At 76.5% G+C, this 15393-nt stretch carries 16 protein-coding genes; 6 read left to right on the top strand and 10 right to left on the bottom strand.

What is annotated here, in order from left to right:
* Positions 1-7: 7 nt before the first annotated feature.
* The 9 genes from ACIQBJ_RS15045 to ACIQBJ_RS15005 are packed head-to-tail and all read right to left on the bottom strand — an operon-like array spanning position 8 to position 7466.
* The gene (locus ACIQBJ_RS15045; RefSeq protein ID WP_400708919.1) at positions 8-562 is read right to left on the bottom strand and encodes an acetyl-CoA carboxylase biotin carboxyl carrier protein; all 555 of its coding nucleotides are present in this window, start codon (positions 560-562) and stop codon (positions 8-10) included.
* Entirely contained in the window at positions 559-2247 is a 1689-nt protein-coding gene (accA, locus tag ACIQBJ_RS15040; RefSeq protein WP_400708917.1) for an acetyl-CoA carboxylase carboxyl transferase subunit alpha, read from the bottom strand. The genes ACIQBJ_RS15045 and accA overlap by 4 nt, the downstream gene beginning before the upstream one ends.
* Positions 2248-2280: 33 nt before the next feature.
* On the bottom strand, positions 2281-2646 hold the full coding sequence (locus tag ACIQBJ_RS15035) for a TcmI family type II polyketide cyclase (protein ID WP_400708915.1): 366 nt from the start codon (positions 2644-2646) through the stop codon (positions 2281-2283).
* Complete coding sequence (locus ACIQBJ_RS15030) at positions 2643-3101, bottom strand: SRPBCC family protein (RefSeq protein WP_400708913.1); 459 nt, start codon at positions 3099-3101, stop codon at positions 2643-2645. Before ACIQBJ_RS15030 ends, ACIQBJ_RS15035 begins: the two co-directional genes overlap by 4 nt.
* A 1-nt stretch (position 3102) precedes the next feature.
* The gene (locus ACIQBJ_RS15025; RefSeq protein ID WP_400708911.1) at positions 3103-3357 is read right to left on the bottom strand and encodes an acyl carrier protein; all 255 of its coding nucleotides are present in this window, start codon (positions 3355-3357) and stop codon (positions 3103-3105) included.
* Between the two features lie 19 nt (positions 3358-3376).
* The gene (locus ACIQBJ_RS15020) at positions 3377-4597 is read right to left on the bottom strand and encodes a beta-ketoacyl synthase N-terminal-like domain-containing protein (RefSeq protein WP_400708909.1); all 1221 of its coding nucleotides are present in this window, start codon (positions 4595-4597) and stop codon (positions 3377-3379) included.
* Positions 4594-5859, bottom strand: coding sequence for a beta-ketoacyl-[acyl-carrier-protein] synthase family protein (locus ACIQBJ_RS15015; RefSeq protein WP_400708907.1), 1266 nt, complete (start codon positions 5857-5859; stop codon positions 4594-4596). The genes ACIQBJ_RS15020 and ACIQBJ_RS15015 overlap by 4 nt, the downstream gene beginning before the upstream one ends.
* On the bottom strand, positions 5856-6287 hold the full coding sequence (locus ACIQBJ_RS15010; RefSeq protein ID WP_400708905.1) for a cupin domain-containing protein: 432 nt from the start codon (positions 6285-6287) through the stop codon (positions 5856-5858). Before ACIQBJ_RS15010 ends, ACIQBJ_RS15015 begins: the two co-directional genes overlap by 4 nt.
* Positions 6288-6335: 48 nt before the next feature.
* Positions 6336-7466, bottom strand: a complete 1131-nt coding sequence (locus ACIQBJ_RS15005; RefSeq protein ID WP_400708903.1) for a SchA/CurD-like domain-containing protein — start codon at positions 7464-7466, stop codon at positions 6336-6338.
* 234 nt (positions 7467-7700) lie between these two features.
* Here ACIQBJ_RS15005 and ACIQBJ_RS15000 point away from each other — a divergent pair, with 234 nt between their 5' ends.
* From ACIQBJ_RS15000 to ACIQBJ_RS14975, 6 genes are all read left to right on the top strand, one after another.
* Positions 7701-9359: an FAD-dependent oxidoreductase gene (locus tag ACIQBJ_RS15000; protein WP_400708901.1), complete on the top strand. Its 1659-nt coding sequence runs from the start codon at positions 7701-7703 to the stop codon at positions 9357-9359.
* A gap of 361 nt (positions 9360-9720) precedes the next feature.
* Entirely contained in the window at positions 9721-10269 is a 549-nt protein-coding gene (locus ACIQBJ_RS14995; RefSeq protein ID WP_400709776.1) for an RNA polymerase sigma factor, read from the top strand.
* Complete coding sequence (locus tag ACIQBJ_RS14990; RefSeq protein ID WP_400708899.1) at positions 10266-11096, top strand: zf-HC2 domain-containing protein; 831 nt, start codon at positions 10266-10268, stop codon at positions 11094-11096. The genes ACIQBJ_RS14995 and ACIQBJ_RS14990 overlap by 4 nt, the downstream gene beginning before the upstream one ends.
* A 34-nt stretch (positions 11097-11130) precedes the next feature.
* Positions 11131-11940, top strand: a complete 810-nt coding sequence (locus tag ACIQBJ_RS14985; RefSeq protein ID WP_400708897.1) for an ABC transporter ATP-binding protein — start codon at positions 11131-11133, stop codon at positions 11938-11940.
* Positions 11937-13337, top strand: coding sequence for a hypothetical protein (locus ACIQBJ_RS14980; RefSeq protein ID WP_400708895.1), 1401 nt, complete (start codon positions 11937-11939; stop codon positions 13335-13337). The genes ACIQBJ_RS14985 and ACIQBJ_RS14980 overlap by 4 nt, the downstream gene beginning before the upstream one ends.
* Complete coding sequence (locus ACIQBJ_RS14975; RefSeq protein ID WP_400708893.1) at positions 13334-13909, top strand: hypothetical protein; 576 nt, start codon at positions 13334-13336, stop codon at positions 13907-13909. The genes ACIQBJ_RS14980 and ACIQBJ_RS14975 overlap by 4 nt, the downstream gene beginning before the upstream one ends.
* A gap of 71 nt (positions 13910-13980) precedes the next feature.
* Here the strand turns inward: ACIQBJ_RS14975 and ACIQBJ_RS14970 are convergent, their stop codons facing one another.
* Complete coding sequence (locus tag ACIQBJ_RS14970; RefSeq protein WP_400708891.1) at positions 13981-15381, bottom strand: MFS transporter; 1401 nt, start codon at positions 15379-15381, stop codon at positions 13981-13983.
* Positions 15382-15393: the final 12 nt, after the last annotated feature.

The following is a 15393-nucleotide window of genomic DNA, read 5'->3' as shown; positions in this document are numbered from 1 at the left end:
CGCCTCCTCAGGCCGGTTCGACGGCGATCAGCCGCTGCTGGAACTCGACGGACGCGCCGTCCTCGACCAGGATCTCGACGACCCGTCCGGCGGTGTCGGCCTCGACCGGGCTCATCATCTTCATCACTTCGAGGATGCCGATCGGCTGGCCGGCCGCGACGGTGTCGCCGACGGTGACGAACGGGGGCGCGCCGGGCTCGGGCGAGCGGAAGAAGGTGCCGACCATCGGGGCGCGCACGTGCCGGGCGGTGCCCCGGTCGGCCGGGGCGTCCCCGGGGGCGTCCACGGGGACGACCGCCGGCACGGCCGAGGCGGCGGCGGTCCCGTCCGCGGGCCATTCGACCTCGACGGCGGTGCCGAGGTGTTCGAGCCGGATGCGGCGGGGCGGCCGGGCGGTGGTGCGGGCGAGTTCGGCGACGCTGCGGCAGAGCGCGGTCAGGTCGGCGACGGGCCCCGCGGCGGAACCGGCGGAACCGGCCGCGGCTTCGGCGGCGGTCGCGGCGGCGGTGCCGATCAGGGCGATCCGGCCGCGGTCGGTCCCGGGGTTCACCTCGGCGGTCATGACTGGCTCCTATCTGCCGCGGCCGGGTCGGCGGGGTCGCCGGAGCCGTAGCGGTGGAAGCGGGCCCGGCGGTCGGCGAGCAGCCGCTCCGGGTGCCACGGGATCAGTTCGTGCAGGGCGGCGGTGACGGCGGCCTCCAGCAGGTCGGCGGCGGCGGCGTGGTCCCGGTGCGCGCCGTCGGGCGGTTCGGGGACGATGCCGTCGACGACGCCGAGGCCGAGCAGGTCGCCGGGGTGCAGCCGGAGCGAGGCGGCGGCGGTGGGCGCGGCCTGCGGGTCCTTCCACAGGATGGCGGCGCAGCCCTCGGGGCTGATCACCGAGTAGGTGCCGTGCGCGGAGACCAGGATCCGGTCGGCGACGGCCAGGGCGAGGGCGCCGCCGCTGCCGCCCTCGCCGATCAGCACGGCGACGATCGGGACGGGCAGCCGGGCCATCAGCCGCAGGTTCTCGGCGATGGCGGCGGCCTGTCCGCCGGTCTCGGCCGCGGGGCCGGGGTGGGCGCCGGGGGTGTCGATCAGGGTGACGACGGGGAGGCCGAGTTTCGCGGCGAGCCGCATCAGCCGGTTGGCCTTGCGGTAGCCGGCGGGTCCGGCCATGCCGAAGTTGCGGCGGCGGCGTTCGCCGAGGTCGTTGCCGCCCTTGTGGTGGCCGATCAGCACCACGGGGGTGCCGGCCAGGCGTCCGGTGCCGGCCACAATGGCGGGGCAGTCCTCGGTGAGGCGGTCGCCGTGCAGTTCCTGGAAGTCGTCGACCAGGCGGCGGACGTAGTCGAGGGTGCTGGGGCGTTCGGGGTGCCGGGCCAGCCGGACGCTCTGCCAGGGGTCGCGGCCGGCCAAGTCGTCGGCGGCGCGCAGGATGGCGTCGGTGTCGCCGGGCGGCAGCGGGCCGGTGGGGGTGCGCAGGCCGAGCAGCCGGCCGAGGACGGGGCGCAGCCCGACCCGGGGGACGACGTCGTCGACCATGCCGTGGGCGAGCAGGAACTCGGCGGTCTGGAAGCCTTCGGGGAGGCTCTCGCCGGTGGTCTGTTCGATGACGCGGGGTCCGGCGAAGCCCATCCGGGCGCCGGGTTCGGCGAGGATGACGTCGGCGAGGGCGGCGAAGGAGGCGGCGACGCCGCCGTAGGTGGGGTCGGTGATGATCGAGACGGTGAGGATGCCGGCCTCGTCGAGTTCGGCCATCGCCTGGGCGGTCTTGGCCATCTGCATCAGCGACAGCACGCCCTCCTGCATCCGGGCGCCGCCGCTGGCGGTGACCAGGACCAGCGGGACGCGGCGGGCCAGCGCGGTGCGGGCGGCGTGCGTGACGAGCGCGCCGGCGCCGCAGCCGAGGCTGCCGCCGAGGAAGCGGAAGTCCATCACGGCGGTGACGCAGGGCTGGCCCTCGACCGTTCCGGCGGCGCACAGCACGGCTTCGTCGAGGCCGGTGTCGGCGCGGGCCCGGTCGAGGCGCTCGGTGTAGGGGCGGCTGTCGACGAAGTCGAGCGGGTCGTGCAGGGCGGGCACCGCCCCGAGAGGTTCGGCGGTGCCCGGGTCGAGCAGCTGGTCGAGCCGTTGCGGGGCGGTGAGCCGCCCGTGGTGCCCGCAGTCGGGGCAGACGTGCAGGGTGCGCGTCCAGCGTTTGCCGTAGACCAGGGCGCCGCAGCCTTCGCAGCGCTCCCAGTCCGCCGGGTGTTCCCGCTCGGCCACGGCGGCTCTCCCTTCCTCGTGTGCGTCGGTGGTTCAGCGGTCCCAGCGGTAGAACTCGTGCGCCATGGCGTCCTTCAGTCCGCGCCAGGTCGCCGGGTCGTAGGCGTCGACGTAGACGGCGAGGCGGTCGCTGATGTCGCGGAACTCGGGGTGGGCGGCGTACTTGGCGACCTCCGGTCCGGCGGGGCGCTCGGACTCGATGAGGTGCAGGTAGACGTCGCCGAACTGGAACAGGCTGCGGCCGCTGACGCCGATCAGGCCGGGCAGTTCGCCGCGGTCGGAGTCGGCGAAGACGCCGGCGATGTGCTCGGCGGTGCCGGGTTTCATCCGGGCGACGATCAGGGTGCGGTGCGGGGCCGGGGTGCGGTGCGGGGCCGGGGTGCGGTGCGGGGCGTTCATCCGGCGGCTCCGGCCCGGTGCTCGACCTTGGCCCGGATCAGCTCCATCTGGACCTTGGAGTTGCGGTCGATCCGGTCGGTCATGCCGAGGTCGTCGACGGGGGCGGTGGGCTTCATGGCGAAGTCCTGGACCCAGCGCATGCTGGTGCCCTGCGGCACCTCCTCGTACTCCCAGCGGATCTCCATGAACTCGAACGGGCCGGGTTCGACCCGGCGGGCCCGGACGGCGAGCCGGTCGCGGTCGGCCTCGCGCTCGGAGACCCAGCTCCAGACCTTCCCGTTCTCGTCGGGGTGCATGGTGAGCCGGAACCGGACGAGCTGGCCCTGCCGGTCGAGGACCTCGACGGCGGCGTACTCGCTGAACAGCTGCGGCCAGTTCTCCAGGTCGTTGGTGACGTCCCAGACCAGGTCGACGGGGGCGTTGATCAGGACGGTGTTGTCGGTGTGTCCGGGCATCTCAGGCACCAGCCTTCACGGTGGAGTTGACGGTCCGCAGGAACTCGGCGACGGGGCGGCCGAGCAGTTCGGAGGAGTCGATGGAGACGCCGTAGCGGTTCTCCAGGTCGGCGAGGACGCCGAGCACGCCGAGCGAGTCGACGCCGAGGTCGAGGAACATCCGGCCGGGGTCGGCGAGGTCGTCGACGGTGACGGCGACGCCGGCCCGGGTCTTGATCAGGGTGGCGAGTTCCTCGTAGGTGATCTCGGAGGACATGGCAGCTCCTTGGGACGGTTCAGGCCCGGCGCAGCAGCAGGGCGGTGTTGGAGCCCATCAGGCCGCGGCTGAGCACCAGCGCGGTGCGCAGTTCGGCGGCGCGCGGACGGCCGGTGACCAGGTCGAGGCCGTACGGGCAGTCCGCGGTGTGCGGGGTGGGCGGGACCAGGCCGTGTTCCAGGGCGAGCACGGCGGCGGCGACGTCGAGCGCGGGGGCGCCGCAGTGGGCCCGGCCGAGGCCGGCCTTGGGGGCGGTGACGGGGACGCGGGCGGCGTGGTCGCCGAGGGCGTCGGCGAGGGCGAGGGCCTCGGCGCGGTCGGCCTCGGGGACGCCGAGGGCGTCGGCGAAGACCACGTCGACCTCGTCGGGGGCGCAGCGTGCCTCGGCGAGGGCGCCGCGGACGGCGTGGGCGAGTCCTTCGCGGCTGTCGGCCCAGCGGGCGGCGCCGGTGAAGGTCGCGGCGTGCCCGGCGATCCGGGCCCGGGCCCGGGCGCCGCGGGCGCGGGCCCGGGCGGCGTCCTCGACGACGAACATGGCGCCGCCCTCGCCGGGCACGAACCCGGTGGCGTCGGAGCCGAAGGGGCGGTAGGCGCGGTCGGGGTCGGCCTCGGTGGACAGCCCGGGGTAGCCGAGCTGGCAGACCATCGAGTAGGGGGCGACGGGGGCCTCGGCGGCGCCGGCCAGGACGGCGTCGGTGCCGCGGGCGACGGCGCGGGCGGCGTGCGCGAGCGCGTCGAGGCCGCCGGCCTCGTCGGAGGCGACCACCCCGCAGGGGCCCTTGAAGCCGCCGCGGATGGAGATCTGGCCGGTGGAGGCGGCGTAGAACCAGGCGATCGACTGGTAGGGGCCGACGTGGTGCGGGCCCTCGGACCACAGGTGCTGGAGTTCGCGCTGGCCGAACTCGCCGCCGCCGGAGCCGGCCGCGGTGACCACGGCGACGCCGAACGGGTCGTCGGGGTGGTCGGCCAGGCCGGCGTCGGCGGCGGCGAGTTCGGCGGCGGCCATCGCGAAGTGCGTGAACCGGTCGGTCTGGACCAGGTAGCGGGGTTCGACGTACGCCTCGGCGTCGAAGCCGCGGACCAGTCCGGCGACCTTGAGCGGCAGGTCCGCGCAGCCCTCGCGGTCGATCGGGGCGAGTGCGGAGCGGCCCTCGGACAGCGCTTTCCAGTGGTCGTCCGCGCCGATGCCGTGCGGGGCGACCACGCCGACGCCGGTGATCACCGCGCTGCGCGCGCTCATGCGGCCGCCCCCGCCCGGCTGAGCACGACGGCGGACTGGAAGCCGCCGAAGCCGCTGCCGACCGACAGGACGTGCCGCAGCGGCGCCTCGCGGGCGGTGCGGGGCACGTAGTCGAGGTCGCACTCGGGGTCGGGTTCGGTGTAGTTGGCGGTGGGCGGGACGACGCCGTGGTGCAGGGCGAGGGTGCAGGCGACGAGTTCGATGGCGCCGATCGCGCCGAGCGAGTGCCCGACCATCGACTTGATGGAGCTCATCGGGGTGCGCCGGGCGTGCGGGCCGAGCGAGCGCTTGACGGCGGCGGTCTCGTGCCGGTCGTTCTGCTTCGTCCCGGAGCCGTGCGCGTTGACGTAGTCGACGGCCTCGCCGGGGAGTCCGGCGTGCCCGAGGGCGCGGTCGATGGCCCGGGACATCTCCAGGCCGTCCTGGGTGAGGCCGGTCATGTGGTAGGCGTTGCCGAAGGTGGCGAAGCCGCCGAGTTCGGCGTAGATCCGGGCGCCGCGGCGCCGGGCGTGCTCCCACTCCTCCAGGACCAGGACGGCGCCGCCCTCGCCGAGGACGAAGCCGTCGCGGCCGGCGTCGAAGGGCCGGGAGGCGTGCGGGGCGTCGTCGTTGCGGGCCGAGGTGGCCTTGATGGCGTCGAAGCAGGCGACGGTGATCGGCGAGATCGGGGAGTCGCCGGCCCCGGCGACGACCACGTCGGCGCGGCCCTCCTCGATGGCGAGGGCGGCGTAGCCGACGGCGTCCAGGCCGGAGGTGCAGCCGGTGGAGACGGTCTGCACGGGGCCGTGCGCGCCGATCCGCTCGGCGACGGCGGAGGCCAGCGTGGAGGGCGAGAAGGCCCGCTCCAGGTGCGGTTCGGCGGGCCGGTGGTCGACGTCCCAGTGTTCGCCGCGGCCGCTGACCAGCACGTAGTCGTGCTCCAGCCGGGTGGTGCCGCCGACGGCGGTGCCGAGCGAGACGCCGATCCGCCAGGGGTCCTCGCGCTCCGGGTCGAGTCCGGCGTCGGCGACCGCCTCGTCGGCGGCGACCAGCGCGAACTGCACGTAGCGGTCGTTGCGGGCGGTCTGCTCGGGGGTGAGGCCGTGCGCGGCGGGGTCGAAGTCGCACTCGGCGGCGATCCGGGAGCGGAAGCCCTCCGGGTCGAACAGGGTGATGCCGCGGGTGGCGGTGCGGCCGGCGGTCAGCAGGTCCCAGAACCGCGGCACGCCGATGCCGCCCGGCGCGACGACGCCGATCCCGGTGACCGCGACCCGGCGGTTCACGAGGCCGCCCCCGCCGGTTCGGGCGGTCCCGCTTCGGTCGCGCCCTGCTCCTCGGTGTCGACGTGCCCGAGTTCGGGGCGCGGGGCGAGCGGGCCGAGGTGGAAGACCATCCGGGCGTCACCGGTGCCGACGTTGCGGAAGCGGTGCCGCATGCCGATCGGGATCATCAGGCCCTGGTCGGGGCGGAGCTTCTGCGGGACGCCGTCGAGGTCGACCTCCAGGTCGCCCTCGACGACGAACACGAACTCCTCGGAGTACGGGTGGTAGTGCTCGCCGATCCGTTCGCCGGGGCCGACGATCGCCACCCCCATGAAGCCGCTGGTGGCGCCGACCGCGGTCGGGGTCAGCATGGCCCGCAGGTCGCCGCCGCGCTTGCGGTTGGGCGGGGCGTCGTCGACGTGGACGACGCGTGGCAGCTCGGTGGTCATGGTGGGTCTTCCTCTCGGTCGGGGGGGCACGGGCCGGGCGGCGTCCGCTCAGTCGTCGGCGGAGCTGCGGTCGGTGACGGGGGTCATCGCGCACTCGGCGAGCAGGCGGCGCAGGCCCTCGGGGGTGCGGTCGGCGGGCGCGGTGAGCTTGCCGAGGACGGCGGCGGCGCCGGGTCCGGCGACGCCGAGCGCGGTCGCCGGGTCCTGGCCGGGGTCGGCCAGCAGGTCGACCAGCCGGACCACCAGGTCCTCGCGGCGGTGCACGGTGGAGCGCACCAGCGGGCTGCCGGGGTCGGCGACGGCGTGCTCGTCCTCGGTGGCGAGCAGGTCGGCGAGGAAGCCGCCGGCGCCGGGGCGGACGGGGTACAGGTAGGCGTGCCGCTGCACGGGGCCGGTCTTGAGCCCGGCGTGGTGGTGGACGGCGGGGAGCGCGGCGCGCTGGAAGAAGTCCCGGGCGGACAGCGGGTCGTCGAGGTCGCGGTCCTCCTCCAGGTACGGGTTGATCGCCTCCTCGACGGCCCGCACTTCGGGCTGCCGGGCGACGTGCCGCAGCGCGGCGACCAGGTCGCCGGCCACTTCGACGCAGCGCACGACCCGGTTGCCGCGGATGAACAGCGAGGTGCGCAGCAGGCGGGTGGTGTCGTCGACCCGGGCCTGCGGGGAGCGGTAGCCGGCGAGCAGTTCGGCGGCCTTCGCCTCGGCGCCGGGCCGGACGGTGAAGCTCAGCCCGTGCCGGACCACGCCGTCCGGGCCGGGCCGGGGCGTGCCGGGGACGCCGGGGTGGTGCTCGCCGGGGCGCAGCGGCGGGGCCGCGGTGTCGGTGGCGGTGGTGCCACGGGTTTCGCGGAGCACGGTGTAGCGCAGCGAGCGGTTGTCGCGGACGCAGCCGTGCATCGGCTTGACCATCTCGCGGTGGGCGGGGCTGTCGACCCAGGCGAGGAACGGTTCGGCGCTCTCCCACTCGCTGGTGATCAGCCAGCGGGACGGGTCGTCGATGGACTGGCAGAGCTGGTCGCTGACGTGGCCGGGGACGGCCGAGACCTGGTAGCGCAGCAGCTCGTAGGCGTCCAGGAAGCGGTCCTGGGCGCCCTCGTAGACCTCCAGCATCAGGATGACGCGGAGCCGGCCCGGGGTGGGCCGGCCGGTGGCGGGCTGTTCGGTCTCGGACAGCAGGGTCATGGCGGGGAATCCTGTCGTTTGCTCACGGAGGGCCCTTGGCCGACTTGGCTTTCGGACGGCGTTCGCCGGAGGTCGGCCGGGCTGGTCGCGGTTCGCCCTCGATCGTCATTGCGGTACGGGGCGGGCGCGAGAGTTCACGGCCATCCGGGCGAAGCACCCTGCGTGGCCGTCCGCGGCGGGGGATGGATGTCCGGTCCGGCGCGTCCCGCGCCCCGCACGGATGGAGCAGAGCAGATGAACACACAGATGGCGGACCGGGTGCCGGTCCTGATCGCGGGCGGCTCGTTGGTGGGGCTGTCCGCCTCGCTCTTCCTCGGCCGCCTCGGCGTCCCGCACCTGCTGGTGGAGCGGCACGCGGAGACCTCCCGGCACCCCCGGGGCCGCGGCAACAACCTGCGCACCATGGAGCTGTTCCGCACCGCCGGGGTGGAGCGGGACGTCCGCGAGGCGGCCTCGGTGCTGGCCGGCAACCACGGCATCCTGCAGGCCCGGACGCTGGCCGGGGACGAGCAGGAGTGGCTGTTCCGGGAGATCGACCCGGGCGGGGGGCTGGCCAGGTTCAGCCCGTCCGGGTGGTGCCTGTGCAGCCAGAACGACCTGGAGCCGGTGCTACTGCGGCACGCCGCGCTCCGCGGCGACCTGCGCTTCAACACCGAGTTGCTCTCCTTCGAGCAGGACGCCGACGGGGTGGCGGCGCGCCTGCGGGACCGGGCCACCGGCGAGGAGCGCGAGGTCCGCGCCGACTACCTGATCGCCGCGGACGGGCCGCGCAGCCCCGTCCGCGAGCGGCTGGGCATCGGGCAGTCCGGGCGCGGCGACCTCTTCCACAACGTCTCCGTCACCTTCCGCGCCAAGCGGCTGCCCGAGGTGGTCGGCGACCGCCTGTTCATCGCCTGCTACCTGACCGACCCGGCGGGGGCGGGCGCGCTGCTGCCCGTCGACAACCGCGAGCAGTGGGTCTTCCACCTGCCCTGGCACCCGGAGCGCGGCGAGCGGGTCGAGGACTTCACCGACGAGCGCTGCACCGCGCACATCCGGGCCGCCGCGGGCGTCCCCGACCTGGAGGTCGAGATCACCGGCCGGGCCCCGTGGCACGCCGCCGAGCGGGTCGCCGACCGGTACGCCGAGGGCCGGGTGTTCCTCTGCGGGGACGCCGCCCACGAGATGCCGCCGACCGGCGCGTTCGGCTCCAACACCGGCATCCAGGACGCCCACAACCTGGCCTGGAAGCTCGCCGCCGTGCTGGCCGGCTGGGGCGGGCCGCGCCTGCTGGAGAGCTACGGGGCGGAGCGGCGCCCGGTCGCCGTGCAGACCGCGGCCCGGGCCGCGGCGCGCTCCGTCGAGCACCGGCACCCCGGCTTCGACGCGGCGCCCGTCGGCGGGCCCCGGACCAACGTGCTCGCGGTCGCGCTCGGCTACCGCTACCTGGAGGGCGCGCTGGTCGGCGCGGACGCCACCGCCGGGGTCGTCCCCGAGAAGTTCGCCGCGACCGGGGAGGTCGGCACCCGCGCCCCGCACCTGTGGCTGCGCGACGCCTCCGGCGAACGGGTCTCCACCCTCGACCTGTTCGAGTCCTCGCTCGTCCTGCTCGCCCCCGCCGAGGGCGGCGGGCGCTGGCCGGAGGCGGCCCGGCGGGTCGCCGAGGAGACCGGGGCCCCGATCCGCTGCCTGCTGCTCGGCCCGGACGGGGACCTCTCCCCCGAGCCCGTCCCCGAGACGCCGCCCGGCCGCGGACCCGCCGGGCCCGCCAACTGGCCCGCCGTCTACGGCCTGCGCCCCGGCGGCGCGGCCCTGGTCCGCCCGGACGGCTTCGTCGGCTGGCGCGCCACCAGCGCCGTCGGCGACCCGGTGGGGGCACTCAGGATCGCGGTGCGGGGGATCGCCTGCGCGTAGGCAGACGCAGGGGCTCGGGGAACTTTTCGGCAGGCGGGACGGGAGAAGTCAGGGGCCCGGGGAGCGGCGGGGCCGAGAGGCTGATCGCCGGAACCCGGCAGGGCGCCACGGGGCGTCGGCCGAGGACCTCGGGCCCGAAACGGGGTGGCGCTCCGCGGCCCGTGGGTCACCCGCCACTGGGCACCGCCGTTCCCCGGGCCCCTGGAGCTTCGCTCACAACGGGCCCGGAAAAGCGAAGCCCCAGCGAGCCCCGGAAGAGAGGAGCCCGGCGGCCCCGGCAGGTGTGGCGCGGATCACTGCGGATCGAGAACCTGGGCGGTGGGCCCGACGTCTGGCTGGTGTGAGAGCACGTGGGAGAGCACTGGACGAGCTGGACGAGCTGGACGAGGAACGTCTGCTCCGGCGGGTCGCCAAGGGGGACCGGGGGGCGTTCGACGAGTTGTACCGGCGGACCGCGCCGTGGTTGGCGGTGCGGTTGCGGCGGCGGTGCGCGGACGAGCAGATCGTCGCCGAGGTGATGCAGGAGACCTACCTCGCGGTGTGGCGGGCCGCCGGGGCGTTCGCCGGGAGCGCGGTGGGCGGTTCGGCGGTGGGCTGGCTGTGGACGATCGCGGCCCGCCGGCTGGTGGACGCCTTCCGGCGGCGGGCGCACCACGCGGAGCCGCCCGCCGCGGCGGCGGGGTGCGCGACGGTCCCGGCCGCCGAGGAGGAGGCGCTGGCCGGCACGGTCGGCGGCGACGTGGGCGACGCGCTGCGCCGGCTGGCGCCGGAGTTGCGCGAGGTGCTGCAGGCCACCGTCCTGGACGGGCTGACCGTCCGGGAGACCGCCGTCCTGCTCAGACTGCCCGAGGGCACGGTGAAGACCCGTGCGCGCCGGGCCCGAATCGCGATGCGGGAGGAGCTGGCATGAGCGCGGAACACGCATCGGCCGGGTTGATCGAGGACTACGCCCGGGGCGGGGCGGCGCTGCCGGTGGACACCGTGTGGGCGCTGGAGGCGCACCTGGAGGGGTGTGCGCGCTGCCGGGGCCGGCTGGCCGCGGTGGTGCCGGCGGCGGCGCCGGACGTCGCGGCGCTGGTGGAGTCGGTCCGGGCCGGTCTCGGGCCGGGGCTGGACGCGGCGGCGGGGGTGCGGCGGGCCCGGCCGCGGCGGTGGCACCACCGCGGCCGGCCGGCCTGGGCGGCGCCGCTGGCGGGGCCGTGGCTGTCGGCGGCGTTCGCGGTGGTGCTGCTGGCGCTGCTGCTGGACTCGGCGGGGCCGCCGGAGCTGTTCGGGGAGGTGTCGGCGCTGCTGCTGGTCGCGCCGGTGCTGCCGCTGTGCGCGGTGGCGGCGGCCTGGTCGCCGGCGCTGGACCCGATGCACGGGCTGGTGGCGTCCACGGCGCGGTCGGGGCTGCCGCTGCTGCTGCGGCGGGCGGTGGGCGCGCTGGCGGTGGTGGTGCCCGGGCTGCTGCTGGCGGGCGGCCTGACCGGGGCGATGACGGCCGGGCAGTGGCTGCTGCCCGGGCTGGCGCTGGCAGCGACGGCCCTGGCGCTGGGCAGCGCGGTGGGCGTCGGGCGGGCCGCGGCCGGGCTGGTCGCGCTCTGGGCCGCCGGGACCGCCGTGCCGGTCTGGCTCACCGGGCAGCTGCCGTTCCTCCTGAAGACCGCTCAACTCCCCTACTGGGCAGTGCTGCTGGCTCTCGGGGCCGCCGTCTCGGCGGTCCGTCGGCGGAGCTACGCCGCCCCCCGCGTCTGATATCCGGAACATGTTCGAAAGGGAACACTTCGCCATGCCACGCACCACCGGCGCGACCGACATCGCGCCCAAGACCCACGCCTGGGAGATCCGGGCCGAGGACCTGCGGGTCCGGGCCGGCCGGACGAAGCTGGCCGTGGACGGGCTGGACCTCGCCCTGGGCACCGGCGCGCACGGGCTGCTCGGCCCGAACGGGGCCGGCAAGACCACGCTGATCCGGGCGCTGGCGACGGTGCTGCGCCCCGCCGGGGGCCGGCTGGAGCTGCTCGGCACCCCGGCGGGGAGCGGCGACCTGCGGGCGCTGCGCCGCCGGATCGGCTACCTGCCGCAGGAGTTCGGCTACTACAAGCGTTTCACCGTAAGGGAGTTCGTCGAGTACATGGCCTGGCTGAAGGAGGTCCCGAAGGCGGAGGTCCCGGGCGCGGTGCAGCGCGCCGTGGAGCGGGTCGGGCTGGCGGACCGGGCCGACCACCGGATGCGGACGCTGTCCGGCGGCATGGTGCGCCGGGCCGGGCTGGCGCAGGCCATCGTCAACGACCCCGAACTGCTGCTGCTGGACGAGCCGACGGCCGGGCTGGACCCGGCGCAGCGGCTGCGGTTCCGGGAGCTGCTGCAGGAGCTGGGCCGGGACGCCTGCGTGCTGGTCTCCACCCACCTGGTCGAGGACGTGGCGGCGGCCTGCTCGGACGTGGTGCTGTTCGCGGACGGCCGCCTGGTGTTCCGGGGCACGCCCGACGAGCTGGCCGCCGCGGGCGGCCCCGAGCACCCGGGCGACAGTCCGCTGGAGCGCGGGTACTCGGCGCTGCTGCGCGACGACTCCGGCGCGCGCGGGGGGAACTGGTGAACCTCCGGATCCTGGGGACGGAGCTGCGGCGCTCGGCCGCGCCGTGGGCGGGGCTGCTGGTGCTGGGCGGCTCGCTGGGCGTGTTCTTCGGGTTCGACGGCATCTGGTGGCAGGGCACGGCCGGGTGGACCGCGCAGTGGACCTCGATGGCATTGTGGAGCCGCTACCTGCTGGCGCTCTGGTGGCCGCTGGTGGTGGGCGTCGGCGCGCTGTACGGCCTGCGGGACGCCCGGTCGGGCACCTCGGAGCTGCTGGGGACCACGTCGCGGCCGGCCTGGCGGCGGGCCGCGCTGCCCGCCGGGGCGCTGGCCGGGGCGCTGGCGGCGGGCTACGGCCTGCTGGTGGCGGTCGGCGCGGTGCTGGTCGCGGACGGCGGGACGGCGTACCGGCCGCTCGGCTGGCTGCCGATCGTGCTGGTGGCGGGCCTGGCGCTGGTCGCGGGCGCGGTGTTCGGGATGGGCGTGGCGCGGGCCGTGCCCTCGGTGCTGACGCCGCCCGCGCTGGTGGTGGGGTTGCTGCTGCTGACCGGCACGCTGCTGCGGCAGAACAACGAGGGCGCGCTGCCCGGCAGTTCGGGCCCGTTGCGGCTCGCGCTGCTCTCCCCCGCGGTCGCCGAGCCGCGCGAGCTGCTGCTGACGCCGTCCGGCCCGGTGCACCTGGGCCAGGCGGTGTGGCTGCTGGGCGTGGCCGGGACGGGTTTCGCCCTGCTGGTGGCGGGCTCGCGCCGGGCCCGGCTGCTGGCCCTGGTGCCGGTGCTGGCCGGGGCGGCGGTGGCGCTGGCGGTGCTGCCGGGCACCGCCCGGGACGCCTGGACGGTGGACCGGGCGGCCGCGCGGGCGGTCTGCGCGGGCCCCGTGTGCGTGACGGCCGCGCACCGGGACCGGCTGCCCGGGCTGGCGGCGAGCGGCGGCGAGGCGCTGCGGGTGCTGGGCGGCGCGCTGGGCGACGGCGCGCCGCGGACGGTCCGCGAGGACACCGAGCTGCGGGCGCTCGGCGACCCCCGGACGCCCGACCCCGGCGCGGTGGTGGTCGACTTCGACGAGCGGGCGTTCGCGGACGCCCGCGGCGCGGCCCTGACCCGGGCGCTGGTCGGCCGGGGCCTGGTCCCGGCCTGCCGGGCCCGCACCGCCTGGGAGGGCGGCTCGGTCGAGGACACCGCGGCGCAGGGCATCGCGGCCGCCTGGGCGCTCGGCGAGCGCACCGTGACACCGCTGGAGAAACCCGGCACCGGCACGTACGAGCAGCAGGTGCGGCAGGACGCCGAGGCGGCCTGGACGAAGTTCTCCGCCGCCGCCCCGGCCGAGCAGCGGGCCCGGATCGCCGCGCTGCGCGAGGCCGCGCTGTCCTGCTCCGGGGACCGTCCGCTGTCGCTGCTGACCGGGGCGGAGGCCCGGTGAACGCCCTTGTGCTGTACGGGCGTTCGCGCCGGTTGCCGGTCTCGGCCGGGGTGCTGGCCGCCGTCGCGGCGGCGCTGTGGGCGGCGCTCCGGGGCACCCGCGCCGGGCCGGACGACCTGCCGCTCGCGGTGTTCGTGCTGACCGGGAACGTGGTCGCCGCCACCCTCGGCCTCGGCGGGCAGGACCTCGCCCTGGACCGTGCCGCCGCGATCCGCTGGGCGCCGCGCCGGGCCGCGCACGTCCTGCTGCTCGGCGCGGCGGCGGCCGGCGCGCTGCTCGCCGTCCAGGCGCTCGGGCCCGACCTCGCCCCGGCCGCCGTGGTGCTGCGCGACAGTGCGGGCCTGGCCGGCCTGGCCGCCCTGGGCGCGGTCTGCTTCGGCCCCGTGTGCGCCTGGACCCTCCCCACCGGCTGGCTGGCCCTGACCCTGTTCGTCCCGCCCCCGGCCGGCCGCACCGGCCAGGTCGTCCACTGGCTGCTCCAGCCCGCGGGCACCACGGCCGCCACGGCCACGGCGGCCCTGCTGCTCACGGCGGGCACCGCCCTGTACGCGGCCCTCGGCCCGCGCGGCTGACCGTCGTACCGGACGCCCCCGGAGCCCCGGCACCCCGCCGGAGCGCCGGGGGCTCCGCCGTTGACGGGGCGTCAGTTGCGGAGGGCGGCGGCCAGGGCGAGGAGGACGAAGGCGAGGACGACGGCGAGGCTGAGCTGGAAGGCGGCCGGGTAGTCGGCGGGGGTGCGGAGGTGGGTGAAGAAGGTGGCGCCGACGGTGGCGATGCCGGCGGCGGAGCCGATGCGCTGGGCGGTCTGGAGGACGCCGCCGGCGGAGCCGGCCCGGGTGACGGGGACGTCGGCGAGGGTGAGGGCCTGGTTCGGGGAGACCACCAGGCCGCTGCCGGTGCCGGCCAGCAGGAGCGGGAGGGCGGTGGCCCAGCCGACCCCGGGGCCGTCGAAGAGGTGGACGGCGAGCGCGGCCAGGGCGAGGCCGACGGTGACGGTGAGCAGCCCGGCGGCGATCAGGCGGCGGCCGTGGCGGGTGACCAGGCGTCCGCCGACGGTGGAGGCGACGGCCGAGGCGAGGGCGAAGGGGGTGATGGCGAGTCCGGCCTGCAGGGCGCTGTAGTGGCGGCCGGACTGCAGGTAGAGCGTGAAGACGAAGAACACGGCCGTGAACCCGGCGAAGTACAGCAGCGACACCAGCGACCCGGAGGTGAAGGAGCGGGTGCGGAACAGCTCGGGGTGGACCAGCGGTTCGCGCCGCCGCGCGTACCGGCGCTCCCAGCCGGTGAAGGCCGCCAGGACGGCCGCCGCGCCGGCCAGCAGCAGCCACTTGCGGGCGTCGTGCCACTGCGCCTGGACCAGCGGCAGGAGCAGCAGCACGGTGCCGGTGCCGAGCAGCAGCACGCCGACCGGGTCGAAGTCGCGGCGGGCGCAGGTGTCGGGGGTGGGGGCGGGGAGCAGGCGGCGGGCGAACGGGAGGGCGGCCAGGCCGATCGGGAGGTTGACGTAGAACACCCAGCGCCAGCCCTCGGCGGTGCCGAAGGCGGCGATCAGCAGGCCGCCGAGCAGCGGGCCGACGGCGGTGGAGAAGCCGATGGTGGTGCCGAGCAGACCGAAGGCGCGGGCCCGTTCGCTGCCGCGGAAGAGCTGCTGGACGAAGCCGGAGACCTGCGGGACGAGCAGTCCGCCGGCCATGCCCTGGAGCAGTCGGGCGAGGACCAGCCAGAGTTCGGTCCGGGCGGCCCCGGCGAGGGCGCTGGTGGCGGTGAACAGGGCGAGGCCGGTCAGGAAGACGGGGCGGCGGCCGATCGCGTCGCCGAGCCGTCCGGCCGGGACCAGGACGAGTCCGAAGGCCAGCGAGTAGCCGGAGAGCACCCACTGGAGTCCGGCCTCGGACATGTGCAGCCCGTCGCGGACGGACGGCAGGGCGACGTTGACGATCGACACGTCGAGCAGGGTCATGAACCCGGCGACCAGGCAGACCGCGAGGGCCCGCCAGCGGCGCGCCTGCGTGAGGGGGGCGGCCTGGGTGGGCTGGGTGGTCATCCGGGGGTTCCT

The sequence above is a fragment of the Kitasatospora sp. NPDC088391 genome (assembly GCF_044753345.1).
In the GTDB taxonomy this organism is placed as follows: Bacteria; Actinomycetota; Actinomycetes; order Streptomycetales; family Streptomycetaceae; genus Kitasatospora.
The sequence above is the reverse complement of the archived record's forward strand: the minus strand, read 5'-3'. Positions and strand labels throughout refer to the sequence as shown.

Bases quoted from the DNA above. Each gene is read 5' to 3' on its own strand.
- ACIQBJ_RS15045 (WP_400708919.1), bottom strand. From the start codon at position 562: ATGACCGCCGAGGTGAACCCCGGGACCGACCGCGGCCGGATCGCCCTG.
- ACIQBJ_RS15035 (WP_400708915.1), bottom strand. From the start codon at position 2,646: ATGAACGCCCCGCACCGCACCCCGGCCCCGCACCGCACCCCGGCCCCG.
- ACIQBJ_RS15030 (WP_400708913.1), bottom strand. From the start codon at position 3,101: ATGCCCGGACACACCGACAACACCGTCCTGATCAACGCCCCCGTCGAC.
- ACIQBJ_RS15025 (WP_400708911.1), bottom strand. From the start codon at position 3,357: ATGTCCTCCGAGATCACCTACGAGGAACTCGCCACCCTGATCAAGACC.
- ACIQBJ_RS15020 (WP_400708909.1), bottom strand. From the start codon at position 4,597: ATGAGCGCGCGCAGCGCGGTGATCACCGGCGTCGGCGTGGTCGCCCCG.
- ACIQBJ_RS15010 (WP_400708905.1), bottom strand. From the start codon at position 6,287: ATGACCACCGAGCTGCCACGCGTCGTCCACGTCGACGACGCCCCGCCC.
- ACIQBJ_RS15005 (WP_400708903.1), bottom strand. From the start codon at position 7,466: ATGACCCTGCTGTCCGAGACCGAACAGCCCGCCACCGGCCGGCCCACC.
- ACIQBJ_RS15000 (WP_400708901.1), top strand. From the start codon at position 7,701: ATGAACACACAGATGGCGGACCGGGTGCCGGTCCTGATCGCGGGCGGC.
- ACIQBJ_RS14990 (WP_400708899.1), top strand. From the start codon at position 10,266: ATGAGCGCGGAACACGCATCGGCCGGGTTGATCGAGGACTACGCCCGG.
- ACIQBJ_RS14985 (WP_400708897.1), top strand. From the start codon at position 11,131: ATGCCACGCACCACCGGCGCGACCGACATCGCGCCCAAGACCCACGCC.
- ACIQBJ_RS14970 (WP_400708891.1), bottom strand. From the start codon at position 15,381: ATGACCACCCAGCCCACCCAGGCCGCCCCCCTCACGCAGGCGCGCCGC.